A 19,161-nucleotide genomic window follows, 5' to 3' on the forward strand; every position below is an offset into this window, starting at 1 on the left:
CTCGGTTGATGACCGATACGGCCGAGGCCTCGATGCCGGCGCGGCGCCCGAATCGGCGCGGGCAGGCGACCCGCGAGAACATGTTGGAGGCCGCGTTGAAATCGCTGGCCTCCGGCGACCCCGGATCGGTGTCCGCCAACCGGATAGCCAAGGACATCGGCGCGACGTGGGGTGCGGTGCAGTATCAATTCGGCGACGCCGACGGCTTCTGGGCTGCCGTACTTCACCGAACCGCTCAACGGAGGGCTGATGTGTTCGCATCGCTGGGTTCCGACACCCAGTTGCGCAAGCGCGTCGCCAGTATCATCGACACGCTCTATGAGGGCCTCGATTCTCCTGATTCGCGGGCCATCGAGAACTTGCGCGCCGCTCTGCCCCGCGATCCGTCAGAACTGGAGCGGTTGTACCCGCAGACCGCGGCTGAGCTGTATTCCTGGGGTCAGTCGTGGCTGGAGATCTGCCGCAACGCTTTTGAGGATCTCGGCGCCGATCCGGAGCGCGTCCGTGAGGTCGCTACCTTGATTCCGGGCGCGATGCGCGGACTGGTCTCCGAACGCCAACTCGGTTCCTATGCTGACCTCGATGTTGCGCGTCGCGGGTTGACCAACGCGCTGGTCGCCTACTTGCAAACTGCGGATTGAACAGACCTCAGTTGGCTCTCCACCTGGAGCGGCTTTCCCGAAACTACTGCGCAGCACCGCAGGAGAACTTCTGCTCGGCCGCAAGCGAATTCGTCGGTGTTGTTGCCTGCCGCAGCCTTGGCGAGGGGCACGCCCACCGGGCAGTGTTCGCGAGGGAAACCGCATCACCTTGAGCGGCCGAGTGACTCACGATTCACGTCACAAATACTGCTGCAAGACTTCGCATTGGCGTTCGAAGAATGCTCGCGACACGGGTGCCGAAGGTGCCACCGCGTCGAATCCGTGAAACGCACCCCGCACCGTATCCACGTCACAAGGCACGCCGAACTCGACGAGCCGACGCGCGTACTCTATGCCCTCGGTAAAGAGGGGATCCAGGGTTCCGACACCGAGCCACGCAGGCGCAAGCCCCGACAGGTCGGCGCGGCGCGCGGGAACGGCGATGTCCGGGTTTGCACCGCCGCTGAGGTAGGCCTTCCACACCAGCCGATTGGTGCGCAGGTTCCACATTCGATACTTCGGGTTGTCCATGCCTGGTTGGTCGCAGGCGTGATCGTCCACCATCGGATGCTGGCAGCAGCGGCCTCGACCAGTTCCACCCCAGGCCCGCAGGTGTAGCAATGCCGCCTTTCTGCGACGGCCGACCCTTTCGTACGGCTCGCGACGGTGGTGAACCACTTGCTCGAAGCCGTACGCACCGTGAATCGAGTGATCACGATGGCGCGGCTCGGCCGGCGTCGGCTGCATCGCGCCCTCACCGTGCTCGCTTCGCCAGTTTGGCGGGCTGATCGATCAGGATCGATTTTTCTTGCATCCGCAGCCATCCGCGGGCAGCGAAGTCGGACAACGCCTTGTTGACCGTTTCTCGGGATGCGCCGATCAGCTGGGCGAGTTCCACCTGGGTGAGTCCGTGATCAAGCCGCACCGCGTTGCGCTCGGTTTGTCCGAATCTGTCAGCCAGTTGCAGGAGCTGTTTGGCGGTACGGCCGGGCACGTCGGTGAAGATGAGATCGGACATGGTGTCGTTGGTGCGCCGCAGTCGCCGCGCCAGCACCTGCAGCAGCTGCTCGGCGATCTGCGGGCAGTCTTCGAGCCACTCTGCGAATCCGGGCCTGTCCATCACCGCGGTGTGCAGTTCGGTCAAGGCGGTCACCGTGGACGTACGCGGACCGGGATCGAAGATGGACAGCTCGCCGAACATGTCCGAGGGACCCATGACCGCCAGCAACACCTCGCGACCATCAGCGATGCGTCGCCCGACCTTCACCCGGCCCGACACGATGACGTGAAGACAGTCACCAGGCTCTCCCGCAGTGAACACCGCCTCGCCGCGCGCAAAGGAGGCCCATTGCATCTTCCGGGTCACGGCCTCAACCGCTTCCGGCGCAACGCCTCTGAAGAGGCCAGCACGACCGAGAGCCTCGTGCATCACTCTCCTCCCCAACCCCGGACGCAGATAACCGGTCTGCGTGCCAACACACCCCTCAGGCAGATCATACGGTTCTTCTGCTGCGTATGACCTGTCACTGGTGGACAGCCTGGCAGCCTTGACGCCAAACCACCCGCCGCGACGTCGACCGCTATCCGTCGCGCTCTAATTGATCATCGCTCCATCCATTTTGGCGACGACCTCCTCGGTGCCAGTCATCGCGCGCTGGTGACATGCGATCACGGCCTCATTCCCATCGTCGTGATGTGGTCATACATTAGTGTGCATCTGTATGACACCGCCGACGCCGTCAGGCTGCACCGGCGCCGCGTTTCGCTCGACACCCCTTGGCAGCCGAGGCCACGCGAGGCTCATGACCATGACGAGCGCACAACTCCTCCACCCGGCAAATGGAAAGGACAAGGTCACTGTGGACTCATCGATCGACACGCACTGCGGGTGGTGTTTGCGTCCGGCGCCGGCCGATAACGCACCAGACGTAGCCGAGTGGCAGGCGTGGGTGATTGGGCACTGGTCAGCGTTCGTGGCTGTATGTCCGCAATGCGCGCCCGCAGTCTTCGGCGCGGCGCGTCTTTAGGGTGCGTCGGGGGCTACCGGGGTGCGGCGTTGGCGGCGCGCCCGCGGGCGCGATGCCCGCTGGGCCTCGGCGATCACCGGACCGACCCACCGATGCACAAGTCGACGCAACTCGACGCCCGGCTGCACCGGGGACAAGATGAAGGACTGCAACATACGTAGTGTCAGTTGGACGATGTCGTCGAGCGCGGCGGAGCTGAACCCCGACCAGTCGACGTCGAGACGTTCCAGAACGCCGCGGGTCTGGTTCTGGGCGAGAACGCTTCCCGGAATGGCGGCAAACGCCGCAACGTGCTGGGCGTTGAGTAACACTCCGATGTAGGGATCCTGCGGCAGCCGCTCCAGCGCCAGCATCAGACCTTCCACGATCGCCTCGGCTGGATCACCGACACCGCGCAGCGCCGTCACCAGGTTGCCGGCAAACGCCCAGGAAGCGTCCATGGCCACAGCCCCCAGCAGCTCGTCGGTACTGGGAAAGTAGTGGTAGATCGTCTGCCGCGTCACTCCGAGAACGCGAGCGACATCGGCAATCGTGGTCTGGTCCCCTTTGATGTCGATGACACCGCGTGTTGCGGCCAGAATCCGCGCTCGTGCTTCGCCATCGGTCGTTGGAACGTTGCCAGACCACCCACGGGTGCGCATAGCACTCCTGACGCGCATCGATGCTGCTCGAATCGGGCGCCCCGCAGCCCCCTAGACCCGCCGATCGTATCGCAGCGCCGCGACCGCGTCGGCATATCCGCCGGGCACAATCGCACGTGGGCACGGCCTCGGATCTGCCGCGTGCAGCGCGACCGCTTCCGCCACCCGAAGCTGCGGTGCTGACCCGTCACCGGGCCTTCGCGCCGCGGGTGGGTCAGCCGGCTGTCCGTGGTGTTTTCCGCTGCCGCGGCTGCGGGTCATCGGACGCACGCGAATCTGATCGGTCGGTGGTGGATTTCTTCGACGGTGCTTCCACCGTGCCGGTGTCCGGCGCGCCAGCCGCCGATGTTGCCGATGATGACGCCGTCGTCGAAGGCGCTTCGGCGGCGACGTCGGCCCGGACGCGGTGGCGCAGCGGTGGTGGTGTCAAGGCACGTACCGCAGCGGCGAGGGGGCTCGGGTTGGGCGCGCGCCGCGTGCGCGTCGGGCGATCCGGCGTGGGGTTGGCGTCCAGACCGAGCGCCGTTCTGATCCTGCCGACAGGCGATATCTTCGATTGTGGTGGTTCGGCTTTCGAAGTCGGTGGCGATGCGGCAGGTTCCTCGGCTGCAGTTGTACGGGCAGTCGCCGGCGATGCCGTCGCATCGGAGGTGACGGCGTCGGCAACACCGCTCGATGACGTGGACACCGCCGGCCGACGGTCATAACTGGCGTCGATCTGGGGCCGTAGCCAGCGGTCCAATGCGCTGGTGTCCAAGCCGATGTCGCGTAGCGGCTGGGTTACCGGAAGATCGGCGGTGGGGACGAGGTAGTGCGTGGTGACACCACCGGCCGCGTTGGTGCTGACGGTTTTCACGGTGCCCGGCGTGGTGGGATCGGCGGCGTCACCGTAATCAGGGTGCACAAAGGCGACACCCATCACCGCGTTGATGGCGGAAAGCGCGGTGGGACGGGTTGGCCAGTCGGCCAGACCGTCATACTCTCGCACGATTTCGGTGGTGGCATACGGCGTCGGTAGCAGCCCCGGCGGTACCGACAGCCACAGCAGGGGGTTACGAGCGACGATGCCGCCGGTGGAATTCATCGGATCCCCGAATGTCACGAAGGACAGCTCTGTGGTGGCGCGCTGCGGCGTGATGCGCAAAGCCAGAGACTGTTTCACGTAATTGAGCACAATCGCCCCCTGGCTGACCCCGGCCAGGGTGATGGTGACACCGTCGGGTATCGCCTCGAGATGAGCGTTCACCCCGTTGACACCGATGGCGGAATCGAGCGCAAACAGCAGACCGGCGGGGTAGCCGATCCCGGTGATCTGTCCGGCGCCGCTCAGATAGCCGTCACCGAGCCCAAGTGCCTGTTGCGCGGTCGGCACAGTGGCACACAAACACGTTCCCCCGAGGTAGAACGCCGCAGCATCAGATGTGGCGGGTTGGGCGGCCCGCGCGGCGGGCTGGACCGCAACCATGACTGCCATGAGGGTCAGAACACTCGCAGCGGTGACACTCTTGGCAGCACCCACGACGAACCTTTCAGCCTGAAGGAGGACTTGCTCTCATGAAACGGGTTGCCCGACAAAAACATTGCTCAGAAGACGCCTCGCACACCGGGCCGTGTAACAGCTCGCAGTGAGGAGAACGTATCGAAACGCCCCCGGTGGCGCCCCTCGCACAGTCAAAGATCACATCGGAGCGCAAACGTGACATAGGACCGCCGGTAGGTGGCCGCTCGACTCGGCGCGTGGACAATCCACGCCGCCAGCTATCGACGTCGCGACGTAGATCCGTGATCGGGGCACCCAAGGACCTCTCTTGTGTCGCACCAGCGCACGTCCCTGTGCAGCGCTGAGCGGCGCGTCGTGTACCGACAGCTCACTCGGCGGAATCAATATGCCTCGGAGATCAGACGGCGATGTGCCGCGGGACCGCCGAACAGTGCGCGGTTGAGCATCGCGCGTTTGAGGTAGCGGTGGATGCCGCCCTCCCACGGGTAGCCGATCCCCCCGTGCAGCTGCATGGCCTTACCGGCCACTGCCACCGCGGCTTCGGTGGCATGTGATTTGGCCATCGAAACCACCCGCCGGGCTTCGGGGCTGCCGTCGGCGACCGCCTCGACAGCAGCGGCGACCAGCCGGCGGCTCACCGAGAGCCGCACCAACATGTCGGCGCACGCGTGGTTGACGGTCTGGTTTGACGGCCTGGAAGGAGCCGATCGCCGTGCCGAACTGGTGACGCACACACACATGGTCGACCGTCGCGCTCAGCATCGCCTCGGCCAGGCCCAGGCTGTCACAGGCGATCGTGGTCGCGGGCCGCTGTGCCAATACCGCCCGGTCGCCAGTAAGGGTGCCAATCGGGTCGCGGGACGGTCTGTTGATTTCCTGCGTCACAAGGTCGCCCGCTGGTGGATCCCGGAGCGGTGGGCGTTCGTCGATCAGCTTCCTCGTACGTCCACGGGCAAGTACGACAAGAAGCGTCTACGTGAGTGGCATGCGCAGGGGCGGTTGACGTCAGTCGATCTCACCGACCGCTGATATCGGTGCGCTTGGATGCAGCGATCGCTGCGTCGAGTTCCTCGGCGTTGGCCCACGAGCCGTGGAATGAGAACGGAATCCGCACGGGGAGTTTGATTCGCGCCAATGGTTCGCGGGTGAACAGTGTGGTTTCGTGGACCAGCACTTCGGACAGACCCGTGGCGGGATCCCACCATATCGACAGTAGGTAGCCGTCGTTTTCGGTGGTGGCGCCGCGGCGTTGGACGAATACCGGTTCGCTTGGACTGGTCAGGCCATCGGGTCCTTCGATGACGATGGTTTGCCCGGTGGTGAAGTCGTGGCGGGCCAGACCGTCGCTCATGGTCTGCGGCGACAGGGCGCGGGTGGTGACGAAGTAGCCGTAGCGGTTGACTCGGCCGGCCCAGGCGTCGTTGATCTTGGGGAACTCGCCTGCGACGCCGCTGAGCATTTCCTGGGAGCATCGACCGGTGGCGTTATCGAGGCGGAATCGCCAGGCCATGGCCGGCGGGAACCACAGATGCGAATTCACCGCGTCGTCGGGGTGTTCGGCAGGGTTGCCCAGTCGAGAGATGACGTGAAGGTCGACGGTGATTCCGGTCTGCGTTTCGTATGCATTGAAGAAGTGTGTCGGGGCGAGCATCAGCCCCGTGTCGTACCAGCGCAGCTGATGGGTTCGCCGGTCCAGGACGGCGAACCGGCTACCGCTCGGTACTGCTCCTTCGTCCCAGAGCACCCCCGGGCGGCCTTGTTCGATTCGGTCGCGGCGGAACTGGGCGGGTGAGATCAGAAAGATGGCGTGGTGCTCGCTCGTAACGTAGTCGTGGACCATGGCCGGACAGCCCATGTCGAAGGTGTACGCGTCGACGATCTTGGCCGTTTTGACGTCGGCCTGATACCAGGTCAGGTTGTTGCCGACGGCCGCGAAGAACAGCATGTCGCCGGTGTGAGGGTCGATTTTGTAGTGTGCGGTGCACAGTACGTCGATGCCGCCGCTGAAGTCGAACTCGCCGTAGGTGTGCAGGTTCTCCGGGTTCAGCGAATAGGGAAGGCCGCCTTCGTAATAGACGAGTAGGTGGTCGGCGAAGAGCCCGACATTGGTGTTGGCCACATTCTTGGCAGGTGGAGCTCCGGCAGGCAGTGGCTTGTGTATGGAAGACCCGTTGACAAAGCCGCTGTAGATGGCTTCGCCGGCTTCCACTTCGATCTTCATGGTCTCGGTCATGACCCAGCGCATCCGCAGTGCTGCTCTGCCGTCGCGGATGTAGCAGCCGGCTACTCCGCCGTCGCCCTCCCACCAGTGGTAGCGGTCGAGGTCCAGGGGGCGGAATCGCGGATTGCCCACGACGCGGAACAGTGCCCCGGCCAAGTCGTCGGGCAGCTTGCCGACCACTGGTAGGTCGAATGCCTCAGTTTCCTCGTGCCATGGTGCAAACGGGCCGTTGAGGAACATGTTGGTGGTGTCCCAGTCGACGTCGGCGGCATGGCGTTGAGGGGCCTGCGGGTGCGGAACGACCTGGGTGGGCGGTGTGTTCTGGGGAGTGATCATCGATGTACTCCTGGTCTTCCGTCTGGTTGTCGACTGGATGCCGTGGTCGCCGCGTTGGGTAACCATGCAATCGAGTGTGCCGATCACTGAGGGCGATTTCTCCTGTTGTGACGATAAAGTTCGCGGCGGAGTTTGTTGTTCGACGACAGATTACGAGTCTGCTATTCGGCAAGTTGCGGGTAGTGGATCGCGAGCATCAGCGCCACGATGAGTGCGGTGCGGTTGTCGGTGGCGTGCGGGCCGAGCAACTGCTGGGCCTGACGCACCCGGTAGGCAACGGTGGTGGCGGCGATATTCAGTTGCTGGGCCGCGGCGTTACGGCTGCCCTGGTGATCCAGATAAGCCAGCAGTGTTTCGCGCATCAGCTGCATCCGCGGCGAGCCGCCCGACAGACCAGCAAGAGTATGGCGGACGAAGCGGCGACAGGCGTCGGGATCGGTTGCCATCAGGGCGAGCACGCCGTGCTGGTCATAGGTCCACACGCGGGTGCTGGTGCTGGTGCGCAGCGCATCGGCGATCCACCTGGCCTCCACGACAGCGTCCCGAAGGCCGGCGGCACCCGGAGCACAGACACCGAACGCCACGGCGATATCGGCCGGAGGCGTGATGTGAGTGAGCTGTGCGGTCTGTGGCGCCAAAGCGCTCGACCAGACCACCTCGGTGGAACCGTTCGTCAGCGGCATCACCAGAGTGGTTGCGGCATTGAGCTTTCCGCGGACCATCTCGCCCCAGGCCGGGATATCGGCGGTCCAGCCGCGGTCGATCGCGGCGCCCACCGGCCACAGCAAAGCCGCCACATGGTGATCGCCGAGTCGAATACCGAGTTCGGCTTCGGCGCCGGCCCTTAGCTGTCCGGTCTCGACCAGGCAGTCGATGTGATGGCGGATGGTGGCCGAGCGATGCCTGCCCCACGCTGTGCGTTCGTGCTCGAACACCACGCTGAGATCACCGACCATCGTGGTCACCGTCTCCAGCAGCCTCGAGGACACCCGCTTGACCTCGTAGGCCAGCTGTTCTGCAGGGACGGCCTTGGTCATGGCGTCCACCAGTTGGTCCTGTGCACCGGTGTGCGACTGCCAGATGACCCGTAAGACCGTGTCCAACGCCATACCTTGGCGCGCCGACCACCGCACATGGTCTCGTGCCTCCGCGGGCGTAGCGAATGCCCGGCCTGTCACCAGTCCGGTGAGCAGTGCCAATACCGACGCCTCGACCGCCGCCGATGCGTAGCCTCCTGCAGACAGGTTGGCGTCGGGCAACTCGACACGAACCTTGTCATGCACCCGGGCAGCCAGTTCGATACCCCAGGCCGTCAGCGGCTCGCCCAACACCGGCACCGCGGCCGCCGCGGCTCGCGGCGCGTGGGATCGCTGCACACCGCAGACGTCGGCGTGCAGAGCCCGGATCCAGTCACCATGGCCGTCCGCCCCGCGGGTCACCCCACAACGATAAGTTGCCGACCTGTTCACGTGTGTGACGCGAGCCTCTAAGGACGAGCTTCTTGATACGCAGACCATGCGCACGCAACCGCGCGCGTTCACGACTGCCCGGCCTGCCTGAGCAGCAGCGGGTGGAACTGGACCAACCCATCCTTGCCCCATATCGCTACGCCACGTAGCGTAACTGGGCGTGACGCGCAGTTTCCATGCCGGACAGCCGTTTGACACCCCAGACGCCCAGATCGCCGCGGCACTGGAAGACGTCAGCATTCCCACCCTGTTGCTCTCGCTGGTGCACCTCACCGGCGATCCGTCCTATATCCGGGACTTCGAACAGGCCGGCGTGTTCCTCAACGAAGTCCAGGGCTTCATGAGCGAGGAGGACAAGGCCCGGGCCCGCGCCGTCGCGTTGCCGATCATCACCGACTACCGCGACCGTGGCTGCCCCATCCCCGACCCGTTACCCGACGATCTGGTGCGCGAGATGCTCGATTGGGCGGCCTGCGAACACGTCGACGAGGACAACGTGCCGCTGGTCCTCGAGGAACTCGACCTGCAAGGCACCGACCCCCGCCGGCCGAAGCCACTCACCGACGTCGATGACTTCCACGTCGTCGTCATCGGCTGCGGAGAATCCGGGGTGCTGGCCGGCGTACGGCTCAAGCAGGCGGGTATTCCGTTCACCATCGTGGAGAAGAACGCCGGACCCGGCGGAACGTGGTGGGAGAACAGTTATCCCGGGGCCCGTGTCGACGTCGCCAACCACCTCTACTGCTACAGCTTCGAACCCAGCAATCACTGGGACCACTTCTTCGCCGAACAGCCCGAACTGCGCCGATACTTCTGCGACGTGGTCGAGCGGCACGGCCTGCGGCCGCACATCCGATGGAACGCCGAGGTGCTGTCGGCGGCATGGGCCGACGGCCAATGGCAGGTGACGGCGCGTACTGCGCACGGTACCGAGACGTTGCGGGCCGACGCCGTCATCACCGCGGTCGGTCAGCTCAACCGACCGCATGTTCCCGACTTCCCCGGTGCCGACACCTTCGCCGGGCCCGCCTTCCATTCCGCGCGATGGGACCACGGCGTCGACGTCACCGGCAAGCGCGTCGCCCTCGTCGGCGCGGGGGCCAGCGGCTTCCAGATCGGCCCCGCCATCGCCGATCGGGTGGCACACCTGACGGTGTTCCAGCGCACCGCACAGTGGATGTTCCCCAATCCGATGTATCACGATCGGGTTCCCGACGGGGTCCGCTGGGCCATGCAGCACTTGCCGTTTTACGGCCGATGGTACCGATTCCTGCTGCTGTGGCCGGGTGCCGACAAGGGCCTCGAGGCCGCGCGGGTGGATCCGAACTACGCCGACCAAGCCAACGCGGTCAGCGAGATCAACGCCATCGCCCGCATCATGTTCACCGACTGGATCACCACGCAGGTTGGCGACGATCCCGACCTACTCGCCAAGGTGCTGCCCGACTATCCAGCCACCGGCAAACGCACGCTGCAGGACAACGGCAGCTGGCTGGCCACCCTCAAACGCGACAATGTCGACTTGGTCCGCACGCCGATCGAAAGGATCACCCCCACCGGGATCCGAACAGCCGACGGAAACCAACATGACGTAGATATCATCGTGTACGCCACCGGTTTTCGTGCCAGCGACGTGTTGTTCCCGATGACCGTCACCGGCCGCGGCGGCGCGGACCTGCACACCGTGTGGGGGTCCCGGCCGTACGCCTACCGTGGTATCACCGTGCCCGGCTTCCCCAACTTCTTCATGACCTATGGCCCCGGTACCCACCTGGCGCACGGCGGCAGCCTGATCATGAACTCCGAGTTGCAGATGCGCTATATCAACCGGTGCCTGGAGCACCTCGTCACGGCCGGGCTGCACACCATCGAGCCGCTGCCCGAGCCCACCGCGGCATGGCACGCGAAATCCCAAGAGGCGATCCGCAAGACCGTGTGGGCGCACCCGTCGGTCAAGCACTCATACTTCAAGAATGCCGACGGCGAGATCCACACCGTGAGCCCGTGGCGGTTGTCCGAATACCGTTACGCCGTAGCCGAACCCATCTGGTTCGACTATCAGGAGGATTGACGTATGCGTGCGGTCGTCGTCGACGGTGTGGGCCAGATCCACGTCGTGGACCATCCCGACCCGACGTTACCCGGACCGGACGGCGCCATCATCGAGGTGAGCGCCACCGGCATCTGCGGATCGGACCTGCACTTCCTGGAGGGCCACTACCCCATCGTCGAGCCGGTCGCGCTCGGCCATGAGGCGGTGGGCACCGTCGTCGAGATCGGCTCGGACGTACACCGTGTGGAGGTCGGCGATCAGGTGTTGGTGTCCTCGGTCGCCGGCTGCGGCCACTGCAGCGGATGCGCCACCCGCGACCCGATTCGGTGTCTCGGTGGCCCACACATCTTCGGTTCCGGAGCGCTGGGCGGCGCCCAGGCCGAACTGCTGGCCGTGCCCGGCGCCGATTTCCAGTTGCTGGCTCTGCCTGATGCGATCGACACCGAGCAGGCACTGCTGCTCACCGACAATCTGGCCACCGGCTGGGCGGCAGCCAAACGCGCCGACATCCCGATCGGTGGCACGGTGACGGTGATCGGACTGGGACCCGTCGGCATGTGCGCTGTGCAGAGCGCCTTCGCTCTCGGCGCCGCAACGGTTTTCGCCGTCGACCCGGTGCCCACGCGCCGGGCGTGGGCGGCGACCCGCGGTGCGGTGCCGGTGGATCCGCCGGCCGGACAGTCCGTGCGCGAGTACACCGACGGACTCGGGGCCGATTCGGTGATCGATGCGGTGGGCACCGACACCTCTATCAACGACGCCATCGGCACCGTACGCACCGGCGGCACGGTGTCGATCGTCGGCGTCCACGATCTGCAGCCGTATCCGCTGCCAGCGCTGGCCTGCCTCATCCGCAGCCTGACCATCCGCTTGACCACCGCGCCGGTGCAACAGACCTGGCCCGAACTGATCCCCCTGCTCCAGGCCGGTCGCCTGGACATCAGCGGAATCTTCACCACCACACTGCCATTGGACCGCGCGGGCGACGGTTATGCCGCCGCCATGTCCCGCTCGGGCGAGCACGTGAAGGTCCGCCTGCACCCGTAGCCGGTCACTCCGCAGTGTTCTCGACGTGAGTGTTCTCGACGTGCCTGCGCAGGTTGTCCCGCAACGTCGCGACACCGCGCTGCAGCGTACGCAGTTCATCGAGACTCAATCCGGTCGCGGCGACCAGGTCCATCTCGGCCCCGTTGGCTCGCAGCGCACGCCCGGCCTCGGTGAGACTGACCACCACCTGACGCTCATCGCGCGGATCGCGGGCCCGGGTCACCAGGCCGACCGATTCCAGCTTTTTCAAGATGGGCGTCAACGTGTTGGATTCCAGGAACAGCTTCTCGCCCAACTGCCGGACGGTCTGGTGGTCCTCCTCCCACAGCGCGACGATCGCTATGTACTGGGTGTAGGTGACGCCGAGCTTGTCCAGGATCGGCTTGTACGCCCTGCCATAGGCAAGGTTGGCCGAGTAAACCGCGAAGCACATGAAGTCGGCCAGCTTCGGCACATCTGGTGACATGGAACCACCCTACCCGAAAAATAATCGGATCCGATTTAATCGGATGGGAATGATCGGGTGCAACCGGTCGTTCCAGTAGCCGTAACGGCCACACCAACGCAAGGGAGCCCCACCATGTCCGTCCTCTACACCGCCCAGACTCACACCACCGGTGGCCGACAAGGCGAGTCCTACAGCTCGGACGGAAACCTCGATATCCAGCTCACACCGCCGGGAGCCAACGGCACCGGCACCAACCCCGAACAGCTGTTCGCCGCCGGCTGGTCGGCCTGCTACCTCAGCGCGATGGGCCTGACCGCGGGCCAGCACGACGTGAAGCTCCCCGCCGACACCGCCGTGGACGCCGAGGTCGATCTGGTCAACACCGACGGCGCCTTCTCACTCCAGGCCCGGCTCAACGTCACCATCCCCGGCGTCGACCGTGAAGTCGCACAGAAGATCATCGACGCCGCGCACGAGGTATGCCCCTACTCCAAGGCGACCCGCGGCAACATCCCGGTCACCGTCACCCTCGTCTGATTAGCCCGCCGACCCCGGGGCCCGGGCGAGCGAAGCGACGGGAAACCGACCGCCGGCTACTGATTTCCCGTAGCCGGCGGTTGGCATCTCAGCCCCGGCAACGGTCCCGAAAGTCCTGCAGGGGCTGCCGAATACCCTGAAAATCGGCCTGCACCTGTGGGTTCGCATCGAGATACGCCCGCACCCGCTCACGTTTGACATCACGATCCTGTCCCTTGAGCCCGGTGAAGAACTCATTCACATCGGGATGGGTGAACAGGTAGGCCGATGTCGACGCGCTGACCCCCGCCGTGATGCCGGCCAGGTCGGCGGCCGTGCAGTTCGGCGGTGGATCTGCCAGGGCGGGCGCGGCGGTGCCGACGAGGACGGTCGCGCCCGCCGCTGCGATACATAGCGTTCGCTTCCACACGTTCACGTCACTCCTTCACCACTATCGTGGACCGATACCACCACCCGGACGCCACGGCCGGTCGGGCGGGTCGATGGCAATGGACAGCCCGTCGTCGCACAACCAGTCGTACTCACACGGGTACGGAACATAGGGGCCGGTGTACCCGGCTCCGGTGCCGCCATCCGGGCCGCGGACACTGCCCTGGGCGCAGACCGTCGTGCCGTTTGCGTTGGTGCAATCGGCGGATGCCGCCGGGGGCAGCGCGATGCCCAACGGGGCGATCAGCGCCGCCGCCGCGTAGCGATAGCGTCTTCGCATGGGCGCACGCTCCCTTCGGCTGTGCCTGTGCCGAGAATAGGCTCGCAGCCGGTGCGGGGCGGGCGGTTTCGCCGTCTTACTCCTGCAGATCCAGCGTCGGCGTCGGCCGGGAGAACCCGCGGGTGACAACCAGCAGCCAGACGAATCCGATAGCCAGCCAAATCAACCCGACGACCAGGGCCGTTCCGGACAGACTGGTCCACAGCCACACCGTCAGGGCAAAACCGATCAACGGCAACAGCAGGCTACCGATCAGCTGGGCGCCATGGCGGTGCTTCAGGTCCACGAAGTAGTGCTTGATGACCGAGAGGTTGACCACCGAGAAGGCCACCAGGGCACCGAAACTGACGACCGAGGCCAGTAGTGCCAGGTCGACGAAGACGGCGGCCAGCGAGATGACCGACACGAAGGCGATGGCGTAGACCGGTGTGCTGAAACGCGGTGAGACGTGACCGAACACCTTGCGGGCCAAGATCCCGTCGCGCCCCATGGCGTACAGGATGCGGGCCACCGATGCCTGGGAGGTGATGGCCGACCCGAGCGCGCCGGCGACGTAGGCGGCGGTGAAGAAGGAGTTCAGGAACTGGCCTCCCGCGGTGGTCATGACCTCCAGGGAGCCTGAGTCGACATCGGCGAACTGGTTGGATGGGTACACCAGTTGCGAGACGTAGGACAGCAGGAAGAAGATCACGCCGGAGGCGATGGTGGCGATCATGATGGCGCGCGGGACGCTGCGCTTCGGGTCTTTTGCCTCCTCGGAAAGTGTTGACACGGCATCGAAACCGAGGAAGGACAGGCACAGGATCGCCGCGCCGGCCAGGATCGGGCTGAGGCCACCGGCCGAGCCGTCACCACTCAACGGGGCCATCACATCGACGGTGCCGGAACGCGAGATGGCGACGAAGGCCATGATGACGAACACCGCGATGAAGACGGCCTGGATCCCGATGATCAGGAAGTTGGCCCGGTCGACGGACACGATGCCCACGACGTTGAGCACCGTCACGATGGCGATGGTGATCACCACGATCAGCCACTGCGGGACGGCAGGCAGGGCGGCGTTCAGGTAGATGCCGATGACGAGGTAGTTGAGCATCGGCAGGAACAGGTAGTCCAGCAGCAGCGACCACCCGGCCAGGAAGCCGATGGGCGCACCGAACGACTTCTGGGTGTAGGTGTACGCCGACCCGGCGACCGGGTAGGCGACGGACATCCGCGCATAGGAACGGGCCGTGAACACCATGGCAACCAGCGTCACCAGGTAGGCCACCGACAGCCGGCCTCCCGTGGTCTCGGTGACGATGCCGTAGGTGGTGAATACCGTCAGCGGCACCATGTACACCAGCCCGAACAGGACCAGCGACGGCAGTCCGAGTACCCGTTTCAGGTTGCCTTCGGTTTCGGGGAGCGTCTCGGACATCTTGGTGCCTTTCACTGTTCGCCCGCGTACACGCGCCGGCCCTGCAGATAGGTGCCGCGTACCCGGAGCTTGGGAAGGTCCAGCGCGGCAGTGGACGTGGGGTCGCCGTCCAGCCAGACCAGGTCGGCACTGGCGCCGGGCGCGACGCGCCCCCAGGTGTTCTCGGCGAACGCCTGGTACGCCACCGACGCGGTGTAGCAGGACAGCGCGCGGTCGATCGGCACGATCTCCTCGGGCGTCCAGCCCGCCTCCGGTTCACCGTCGGCGGTGCGCCGCGACACGGCGACCGCGATGCCGTCCAGCGGAGCCCCCGAGGACACCGGCCAGTCTGACCCGAAAGCCAGTGCCGCGCCCGATGTTTGGAGAGACCGCATGCGGTACTGCTTGTCGGAGCGCTCGACACCCAGCCGTGGGATGGTCAACACGGTCATCAACGCGTCCATCTGGGCCCATAGCGGCTGCATGTTGGGGATGACGCCGAGCGCGGCGAACCGACCGATGTCGATGTCGTCGATCAGCTGGGCATGCGCAATGACGGGGCGGCGGTCCCGGGCACCGTTGTGCGCCACGACGTACTCGATGGCATCCAGTGCTTGGCGCACCGCGGCGTCACCGATCGCGTGGATGTGGATCTGGAACCCCAACTCGTCGACGCGGCGCGCGGCCTCGGCCAACGAATTGCCTTCCCACAACTGCATGCCACAACTACCTCCCGGGTCGCTGCGCTCCTGCCCGCCGTGCGAGTGCAGGCCGGAGCAGTACGGCTGCAGCAGCGCCCCGGTCTCGTTCTCCACCACACCGTCGGCGAAGAACTTCACCGTGTTCGCGGTCAGCAGCGGCGACCCCGCCTGTTGCACCCGATCCCGGGCGGCCGCGTACTGGGTTACCTGAGAATCGAAATGGCGTGGGTCGGCGTAGAACGCCAGGTTGAAGCGCATGCGCAGCGCGCCCTGGGCGGCCGCGGCGACGTAGGTGTCGACATCGGCCGGTTCCACCCAGGCGTCCTGCACCCAGGTGACGCCGCGGGCCAGGTAGTAGTCGGCGGCGGTGCCCAGCGCCGCGATCCGCACGGCCTCATCCCTGGCGGGCATGACATTGCTCACCAGGTCGGTGGCACCCCATTCCCGCAAGGTACCCAGCACGGTGCCGTCCTCACGCCGCGGGATTTCGCCGAGGACGGGGTCCGGCGTGTCATCGGTGATACCGGCGCGTTGCAGCGCAACGGAATTCACCCAGAACGTGTGATAATCCCAGGCGCGCAGCACCACCGGGCGATCCGGGACCGCTGCATCGAGCCAGCGGGCGTCGAACAAGCCACCCGGCACCAGGCTGCCGTCGTAGGATGCGCCGGCGATCCATTCCTGGTCGGGGTGTTCGGCGGCGAATCTGGCTACCTCGGCGACGATTTCGTCCACCGAGGCGCACCCGCGGATCTGTGGGCCGGCCGACTCCAGCCCGCCGTAGAGCGGGTGGGCGTGCCCGTCGCCGAACGACGGCATGAGGAATCCGCCTCCCAAATCGACGATTTCGTCAGCCTGCGCCGCCCGGGCCTGCTGGCCCAGCGCCACGACGACGCCGTCGGCAACCAACAGCGCATCGGTGGTTGTCGCGGGCCCGGTCCAGATAGTTCCGTTGTCAAACAGTGTTGGCACGGAGGGCACACTACGCCGGAACATCTACGCGCGCACGGCTATCGGGGACGGCTGCTGCTGGGTGATGCAGTGGATGCCACCGCCGCGCTCGAACAGCGGACGCGCGTCGACACTGACGACACGACGTCCCGGGTACTCGTCGGCAAGGATGGCCGCCGCGTCGGCGTCCCGCGGATCGCCGAAGCTGCACGCGATCACCCCGCCGTTGACCACCAGGTGGTTGATGTAGCTGTAGTCGACATACCCCTCGGCATCGGTCAGCGTGTCCGGCGCCGGCATCTCGACGATGTCGAATCGGTCGGCGAGCACATCGCGAATCTCTCTGCACACCACGGCATCCGGATGTTCATCGGCGGTCTGTGTGTGCAGCAGCAGTCGTCCCGGCGCGGTGATCGCGGCGACGATGTCGACATGCCCCCTGGTGCCGAAGCGCTGGGAGTCACGGGTCAGCCCGCGGGGCAACCAGACCACATCGGCGGCCCCGATGGTGCGGGCCAACTCCGCCTCGACCTGCGCCTTGCTCAGATCCGGATTGCGGCCCGGGTCGAGCTGAACCGTCTCGGTGACCAGCACCGTGCCGCGACCGTCGACCTGAATGCCCCCACCCTCGTTGACCAACTCCGACTTCACGACCGGCACCCCGGCCAATTCGGCCACCACGGCACCGACCTCGGCGTCGCGGTCCCAGCGGGCCCAATCCTGGGCTCCCCACCCGTTGAACACCCAGTTCACGGCGGCTACCGAACCGTCGTCCGCGTGGACGAAGGTGGGCCCGATATCGCGCATCCAGGCGTCGTTCAGCGGTACTTCGACGATCTCGACCTCATGGGAGACATAGCGTTTGGCCGCGTCCAGCTCCGCCGGGTCAACCAGCATGGTGACCGGTTCGAACTCGGCGATGGCGTGCGCGACAGCAGCCCAGGTGGATCGCGCCTCGTGATGCTCGGCTTCGGTGTCGCCCAGTGAGTAACCCTGCGACGGGAAGGCCATCCATATCCGGTCCTGGGCCGCACTCTCCGCGGGCATCAGATAGCGCGACAGCGGTTCGGCTGCGCCGTCGGTCAAGGTGAGCATGTCGATACCCCTAAAACGAATGAAGTTCGTTTATTGTGTGATGGAAGCCACGAGTTCGCAAGTGTTCCGGGGGAAGTGCACATGGGCCGTCCTTCAGTTCCGATCCTGTCCACCGACCGCATCGCGCGGGCCGCCATGGACCTCGTCAACGCCACCGGCGGATTCACCATCCCCGACCTGGCCCGCAAGCTGAAGGTCAGTCCGTCCTCGCTGTACAACCACGTCACCGGCCGCGAACAGATCGTCGAGCTGCTACGTGAGATGGCGATGAACGAGGTCGCACTTCCCCCGCTCGACGGACCGTGGACCGACGTCGTCGCCGCGATCATGCGGTCCTACCGACGCAGCTTCGCCCGCTACCCGCGATTGATCCCGCTGATGACGGCGTACCCGGTGGGCAGCCAGCCCGCCGTGGAGATGTACAACGCACTCGCCCGCACCCTCGCCCGCGCGGGCTTCCCACCCGAGCAGACGCTGCACATCATCACCCTCATCGACAACTTCGTGCTCGGCTCGGCACTCGATGCCGCCGCACCCGAAACCCCCTGGGGCTCAAGCCCCGACGTCGTTCCCGAGTTCGCCGCGGCATTGGCCACCGGCGACAACCGGCCGGACCGCGCCGAGCGGGCGTTCGAGTTCGGCCTGACCGTGCTGCTGCGGGGTATCGGCGCCCCGTAATCTGCCCCGGTGGACAACGATGCACTGCTACGGCAACTGCAGGACGACGTGATCGCCATCCAGGGCACGGCCCTGGCCGGCGGCACCGACCTCGACCGGCCGGTGCCGGGATGCCCGGGCTGGACCGTCACCGACCTGCTGGCCCATCTCTGGGTGATCGAATCCTGGACGCGTTCGATACTGCGCGCGCGGGAAGTGCAACCGATGCCCGAACCGGGGCCCTCGCCGGTCGCCGACTACGTCGACGGCGTCCCCGACTACCTCACCGCGATGCGCGCGATCACCCCTGACGAGCCGTGCTGGAATTTCGGGCCGCCGCCCCGCGCCGCGGGCTGGTGGATCCGCCGCCAGGCCCATGAGCACGCCATCCACCGCGTCGACCTGGAATCGGCCTTCGGCACCACACCCGCATTCGACCCGGCGTTCGCGGCCGACGGCGTGGACGAGATCGTGTCGATGTTCTACCCCCGTCAGGTGCGCATGGAACGCACGGCACCGGTCTCCGAGGCCGTCCGCATCGTGACGACCGATACCGGCCACAGTTGGACACTGGGCACCGGCGAGCCCGTCGCGACCATCACCGCCGACGCCGCCACGCTGTACCTCGGGCTGTGGAAACGCCTCGATCTGTCCGCCACCGCGCACATCGACGGTGACGCCCCCGCCGCCCGCCGCACCCTGGGGCTGGCTCTGACCCCGTAGCCACC

At 66.0% G+C, this 19,161-nt stretch carries 18 protein-coding genes and 1 pseudogene; 6 read left to right on the top strand and 13 right to left on the bottom strand.

What is annotated here, in order from left to right; genetic code table 11:
- Positions 1-8 precede the first annotated feature (8 nt).
- Positions 9-641, top strand: coding sequence for a TetR/AcrR family transcriptional regulator (locus AWB94_RS09455; protein ID WP_062655056.1), 633 nt, complete (start codon positions 9-11; stop codon positions 639-641).
- Between the two features lie 198 nt (positions 642-839).
- Here AWB94_RS09455 and AWB94_RS09460 read toward each other — a convergent pair whose 3' ends face one another.
- The 7 genes and pseudogenes from AWB94_RS09460 to AWB94_RS09490 all read right to left on the bottom strand — a co-directional run bounded on the left by AWB94_RS09460 (position 840) and on the right by AWB94_RS09490 (position 8,806).
- Complete coding sequence (locus AWB94_RS09460; RefSeq protein ID WP_084394984.1) at positions 840-1,388, bottom strand: alpha/beta hydrolase fold domain-containing protein; 549 nt, start codon at positions 1,386-1,388, stop codon at positions 840-842.
- 7 nt (positions 1,389-1,395) lie between these two features.
- On the bottom strand, positions 1,396-2,070 hold the full coding sequence (locus AWB94_RS09465; protein ID WP_062655058.1) for a Crp/Fnr family transcriptional regulator: 675 nt from the start codon (positions 2,068-2,070) through the stop codon (positions 1,396-1,398).
- Between the two features lie 594 nt (positions 2,071-2,664).
- Complete coding sequence (locus AWB94_RS09470) at positions 2,665-3,327, bottom strand: TetR/AcrR family transcriptional regulator (RefSeq protein ID WP_307188145.1); 663 nt, start codon at positions 3,325-3,327, stop codon at positions 2,665-2,667.
- 196 nt (positions 3,328-3,523) lie between these two features.
- Positions 3,524-4,783 (bottom strand): PE-PPE domain-containing protein, encoded by a 1,260-nt coding sequence (locus AWB94_RS09475; RefSeq protein WP_084394985.1) that lies wholly within the window; start codon positions 4,781-4,783, stop codon positions 3,524-3,526.
- Positions 4,784-5,190: 407 nt separating this feature from the next.
- Positions 5,191-5,641, bottom strand: a pseudogene (locus tag AWB94_RS09480) (acyl-CoA dehydrogenase family protein); the annotation flags it as partial.
- A 184-nt stretch (positions 5,642-5,825) separates the two neighbouring features.
- Positions 5,826-7,367 (bottom strand): carotenoid oxygenase family protein, encoded by a 1,542-nt coding sequence (locus AWB94_RS09485; RefSeq protein WP_084394986.1) that lies wholly within the window; start codon positions 7,365-7,367, stop codon positions 5,826-5,828.
- 161 nt (positions 7,368-7,528) lie between these two features.
- Positions 7,529-8,806: a PucR family transcriptional regulator gene (locus AWB94_RS09490; RefSeq protein ID WP_062655063.1), complete on the bottom strand. Its 1,278-nt coding sequence runs from the start codon at positions 8,804-8,806 to the stop codon at positions 7,529-7,531.
- A gap of 190 nt (positions 8,807-8,996) precedes the next feature.
- Between AWB94_RS09490 and AWB94_RS09495 the strand changes: the two genes are divergently transcribed.
- Positions 8,997-10,907, top strand: a complete 1,911-nt coding sequence (locus tag AWB94_RS09495; RefSeq protein WP_062655064.1) for a flavin-containing monooxygenase — start codon at positions 8,997-8,999, stop codon at positions 10,905-10,907.
- A 3-nt stretch (positions 10,908-10,910) separates the two neighbouring features.
- Positions 10,911-11,936 carry an alcohol dehydrogenase catalytic domain-containing protein gene (locus AWB94_RS09500; RefSeq protein WP_062655065.1) on the top strand — a complete coding sequence of 342 codons (1,026 nt, stop codon included), beginning with the start codon at positions 10,911-10,913 and terminating at the stop codon, positions 11,934-11,936.
- Positions 11,937-11,940: 4 nt separating this feature from the next.
- On the opposite strand, the gene AWB94_RS09505 is transcribed toward AWB94_RS09500, so the two are convergent.
- Positions 11,941-12,402, bottom strand: coding sequence for a MarR family winged helix-turn-helix transcriptional regulator (locus tag AWB94_RS09505; protein WP_062655066.1), 462 nt, complete (start codon positions 12,400-12,402; stop codon positions 11,941-11,943).
- A 114-nt stretch (positions 12,403-12,516) separates the two neighbouring features.
- Between AWB94_RS09505 and AWB94_RS09510 the strand changes: the two genes are divergently transcribed.
- Complete coding sequence (locus tag AWB94_RS09510) at positions 12,517-12,921, top strand: organic hydroperoxide resistance protein (RefSeq protein WP_062655067.1); 405 nt, start codon at positions 12,517-12,519, stop codon at positions 12,919-12,921.
- An 88-nt stretch (positions 12,922-13,009) separates the two neighbouring features.
- Here AWB94_RS09510 and AWB94_RS09515 read toward each other — a convergent pair whose 3' ends face one another.
- The 5 genes from AWB94_RS09515 to AWB94_RS09535 form a co-directional block, all read right to left on the bottom strand.
- On the bottom strand, positions 13,010-13,336 hold the full coding sequence (locus tag AWB94_RS09515) for a heme-binding protein (RefSeq protein WP_062655068.1): 327 nt from the start codon (positions 13,334-13,336) through the stop codon (positions 13,010-13,012).
- Between the two features lie 15 nt (positions 13,337-13,351).
- On the bottom strand, positions 13,352-13,630 hold the full coding sequence (locus AWB94_RS09520; RefSeq protein WP_062655069.1) for a hypothetical protein: 279 nt from the start codon (positions 13,628-13,630) through the stop codon (positions 13,352-13,354).
- A gap of 76 nt (positions 13,631-13,706) precedes the next feature.
- Entirely contained in the window at positions 13,707-15,050 is a 1,344-nt protein-coding gene (locus AWB94_RS09525; protein WP_062655106.1) for an APC family permease, read from the bottom strand.
- A gap of 11 nt (positions 15,051-15,061) precedes the next feature.
- Entirely contained in the window at positions 15,062-16,726 is a 1,665-nt protein-coding gene (locus tag AWB94_RS09530; protein ID WP_062655070.1) for an amidohydrolase, read from the bottom strand.
- Positions 16,727-17,776, bottom strand: coding sequence for an agmatine deiminase family protein (locus tag AWB94_RS09535; protein ID WP_234811675.1), 1,050 nt, complete (start codon positions 17,774-17,776; stop codon positions 16,727-16,729).
- Between the two features lie 81 nt (positions 17,777-17,857).
- Between AWB94_RS09535 and AWB94_RS09540 the strand changes: the two genes are divergently transcribed.
- Positions 17,858-18,454, top strand: a complete 597-nt coding sequence (locus AWB94_RS09540; protein ID WP_062655071.1) for a TetR/AcrR family transcriptional regulator C-terminal domain-containing protein — start codon at positions 17,858-17,860, stop codon at positions 18,452-18,454.
- A 9-nt stretch (positions 18,455-18,463) separates the two neighbouring features.
- Positions 18,464-19,156, top strand: coding sequence for a maleylpyruvate isomerase family mycothiol-dependent enzyme (locus tag AWB94_RS09545; protein ID WP_062655072.1), 693 nt, complete (start codon positions 18,464-18,466; stop codon positions 19,154-19,156).
- Positions 19,157-19,161 lie beyond the last annotated feature (5 nt).

Origin of the sequence: Mycolicibacterium canariasense, from assembly GCF_002101555.1 — a bacterium.
Classification (GTDB): Bacteria; Actinomycetota; Actinomycetes; order Mycobacteriales; family Mycobacteriaceae; genus Mycobacterium; species Mycobacterium canariasense.

Coding starts and splice junctions, on each gene's coding strand:
- AWB94_RS09540 (WP_062655071.1), top strand. CDS start 17,858: ATGGGCCGTCCTTCAGTTCCGATCCTGTCCACCGACCGCATCGCGCGG.
- AWB94_RS09535 (WP_234811675.1), bottom strand. CDS start 17,776: ATGCTCACCTTGACCGACGGCGCAGCCGAACCGCTGTCGCGCTATCTG.
- AWB94_RS09505 (WP_062655066.1), bottom strand. CDS start 12,402: ATGTCACCAGATGTGCCGAAGCTGGCCGACTTCATGTGCTTCGCGGTT.
- AWB94_RS09455 (WP_062655056.1), top strand. CDS start 9: ATGACCGATACGGCCGAGGCCTCGATGCCGGCGCGGCGCCCGAATCGG.
- AWB94_RS09510 (WP_062655067.1), top strand. CDS start 12,517: ATGTCCGTCCTCTACACCGCCCAGACTCACACCACCGGTGGCCGACAA.
- AWB94_RS09475 (WP_084394985.1), bottom strand. CDS start 4,783: ATGGCAGTCATGGTTGCGGTCCAGCCCGCCGCGCGGGCCGCCCAACCC.
- AWB94_RS09520 (WP_062655069.1), bottom strand. CDS start 13,630: ATGCGAAGACGCTATCGCTACGCGGCGGCGGCGCTGATCGCCCCGTTG.
- AWB94_RS09530 (WP_062655070.1), bottom strand. CDS start 16,726: ATGTTCCGGCGTAGTGTGCCCTCCGTGCCAACACTGTTTGACAACGGA.
- AWB94_RS09525 (WP_062655106.1), bottom strand. CDS start 15,050: ATGTCCGAGACGCTCCCCGAAACCGAAGGCAACCTGAAACGGGTACTC.
- AWB94_RS09470 (WP_307188145.1), bottom strand. CDS start 3,327: ATGCGCGTCAGGAGTGCTATGCGCACCCGTGGGTGGTCTGGCAACGTT.
- AWB94_RS09485 (WP_084394986.1), bottom strand. CDS start 7,367: ATGATCACTCCCCAGAACACACCGCCCACCCAGGTCGTTCCGCACCCG.
- AWB94_RS09460 (WP_084394984.1), bottom strand. CDS start 1,388: ATGCAGCCGACGCCGGCCGAGCCGCGCCATCGTGATCACTCGATTCAC.
- AWB94_RS09465 (WP_062655058.1), bottom strand. CDS start 2,070: ATGCACGAGGCTCTCGGTCGTGCTGGCCTCTTCAGAGGCGTTGCGCCG.
- AWB94_RS09500 (WP_062655065.1), top strand. CDS start 10,911: ATGCGTGCGGTCGTCGTCGACGGTGTGGGCCAGATCCACGTCGTGGAC.